5 protein-coding genes are annotated in these 2,104 nt (G+C 73.7%); all 5 read left to right on the top strand.

Annotation, left to right across the window (positions count from 1 at the left end):
- A partial coding sequence (locus ACFWR9_RS42275) for a hypothetical protein (RefSeq protein ID WP_383852894.1) occupies nt 1-198 on the top strand: 198 nt, incomplete at its 5' end.
- Entirely contained in the window at nt 195-359 is a 165-nt protein-coding gene (locus tag ACFWR9_RS42270; protein ID WP_383852891.1) for a hypothetical protein, read from the top strand. The genes ACFWR9_RS42275 and ACFWR9_RS42270, both read left to right, overlap by 4 nt.
- Nucleotides 356-697, top strand: a complete 342-nt coding sequence (locus ACFWR9_RS42265; RefSeq protein WP_383852889.1) for a hypothetical protein — start codon at nt 356-358, stop codon at nt 695-697. The genes ACFWR9_RS42270 and ACFWR9_RS42265 overlap by 4 nt, the downstream gene beginning before the upstream one ends.
- A complete protein-coding gene (locus ACFWR9_RS42260; RefSeq protein ID WP_383852886.1) occupies nt 694-1,119 on the top strand; it encodes a hypothetical protein in 426 nt (141 codons plus the stop codon). The genes ACFWR9_RS42265 and ACFWR9_RS42260 overlap by 4 nt, the downstream gene beginning before the upstream one ends.
- A 102-nt stretch (nt 1,120-1,221) precedes the next feature.
- Nucleotides 1,222-1,971, top strand: coding sequence for a hypothetical protein (locus ACFWR9_RS42255; protein ID WP_383852884.1), 750 nt, complete (start codon nt 1,222-1,224; stop codon nt 1,969-1,971).
- The last annotated feature ends 133 nt before the right edge of the window (nt 1,972-2,104 follow it).

Below are 2,104 nucleotides of genomic sequence, written 5' to 3'. Positions count from 1 at the left end.
GGCGCGGCCGTGATCTTCGCCGAAGCCCTCGAAACCCTCTGGCTCCTGATCATCGCGGGCGGCATCTGGTTCGTCCTCGGAGCCGTCGCCGTCGGCCTCGTCCTCGCCGCGCTCGTGCTGGCCCTGTACGCCACCCTCCGCACCGCCTGGCGCCTCGCCCGCACCGCCCGCATCTACCGCACCTGGAGAGCATCGTGACCACCGCCCTTCACGTCCTGCTCACCATCGTCATCACCGGCCCCGCCTTCTGGTGCTGGGGCCATGCCACCGCCCGCGTCCGCCGCATCCCCATCGGCGCCACCGCCGCCGAGGACGAAGCCGCGCTCGCCGAACACGACCGCGCGCAGGACGCCGGATGACCCGTCCGCCGACGCTCGCGCAGTTGCGCAACCTCGCCGACCGTGCCGAACGCGGCCCGCTCACCCCGGCCGAGGCTGCGCGGCTCCGCGCCGGCATCGACACGTACGACGCCCGACGCCGCGGCTACGCCCAATCCCGCGGCGGCTGGGCCATCAAGGTCCGAACCCTCCGCCGCCAGCTCCACCAGCTCCACGTTCCGCTCCTGCGCGGCGGCATCCAGGTCTGCACCCTCTGCTCCGGCTGGAACGGGCTCCGCTGCCTCGGCCTGGTCACGGAGTGGCCCTGCCAGACCCTCACCCTCTTCGACCGCACCTTCCCGACCAAGGAGACCCAGTGACCCAGCCGACCACCGACGCCGAGACCGAGCGGGACCAGCTTCGCGAGGTCCTGCACCTGCTCCGGTACGGCCTGGCGCGTGCCAAGGGCAAGGAGCTGGCGGCCGAGTACGTCGTTGACCTGATCGACACCACGATGCGCATGGCCGCGAATGGCGCCCTGGAGCCCTGCGACGCAGACACCCAAGCCACCCGTGCTCGGATCGCCGAGACCGAACTGCGTGTCCTCCGTGCCGGCCTCCGCGCCAACGGCGCCGACCCCACGCAGATCCAGAACCTGTGGGCGCAAATCCGCCTCCGCAACCGGCAGTGGCGCGAGGAGAAGCAGCGCGTCGCGCAGGCCGAGCAGGGCGAACGCCGGGCCCTCGAACAGCGGCAGGGGATGGCCGACGAGCGGTACGTGTGGCAGGAGCGCGGCGACTGAGCCTGAGCACGACGAAGGGGCGCGCGCCGACCTCTCCCCAGAAACCAGCGCGCGCCCCTCAAGCGGACTCACCGTACCGCCCCACGCACCACAGGAGCCACGATGAACGCCGCTGAGAACCTCCACACCATCGCCCTCCGCTGGACCGACCTCCAAGACGCCCTCGGCGGCGCCAGCGCCCCCGTCTGGCCCCCCGCCGGCCGCATGGCCGACTACCTCCGCGCCATCGAGCAACTCGACGCCGAAGAGCAAGAAGCCGAACGGCACCGCGCCCTCGCACTGCGCACCCTGGAGCGCGACCCCGCCCAGCTCGGCGAGCGCCCCATCCCCATCCGCCTCCGCATCCACGACACCATGCGCGTCGTCCACGCCTCCCTCGTCGCCTGCGCCGACCAGGTCGCGACCGCAGTGCAGCGCGACCCCATCAGGCCGCCGGCACCGCGCCGTGCCGCGGTCGCCCGCACCCGCGCCGAGCGCATCGCCTGGGAGGACCACGCCCGCCGCGTGAACCTGGCGCAGGAGGACGCCGCCGATCCCCGCCGCTGGAAGTGGACCGGGACCAGGCCGACCGCCCCGTACGCCGCTCTGTGGCTGTACGCCCGCGTCCAGGGCGCGCCGGGCCCGTTCCGGCCGCTCCCCGACCGCGAGCAGCAGCTGATCGCGTCCATCGCCCGCGACGCCTGCACGCGCGTGGAGACCGCCCTCGACATCGCCGCGCAGAAGGCCAAGATCGCCCACCCGTGCCCCGACTGCGGCGGCCAGCTCGACATGCACGGCGGCGCCGGCGCCCTCCCAGTGGCGCACTGCCGTGAGTGCGGGCGCACCTGGAGCAGCCAGGCCGCAGCCGCCTGACCGGGGCATGACGGAGCCCCCGCACTGTCCTCGTGCGGGGGCTCCGTCATGCCCGGCTATCCCTCCCCGGCCCGCGGGCGGTCCCTACCCGAGCCGGTGTAGCCCCGCTCGATGTCCTGCACGGTCGACAAGC

The sequence above is a fragment of the Streptomyces sp. NPDC058534 genome, from assembly GCF_042717365.1.
Classification (GTDB): Bacteria; Actinomycetota; Actinomycetes; order Streptomycetales; family Streptomycetaceae; genus Streptomyces.
The sequence above is the reverse complement of the archived record's forward strand: the minus strand, read 5'-3'. Positions and strand labels throughout refer to the sequence as shown.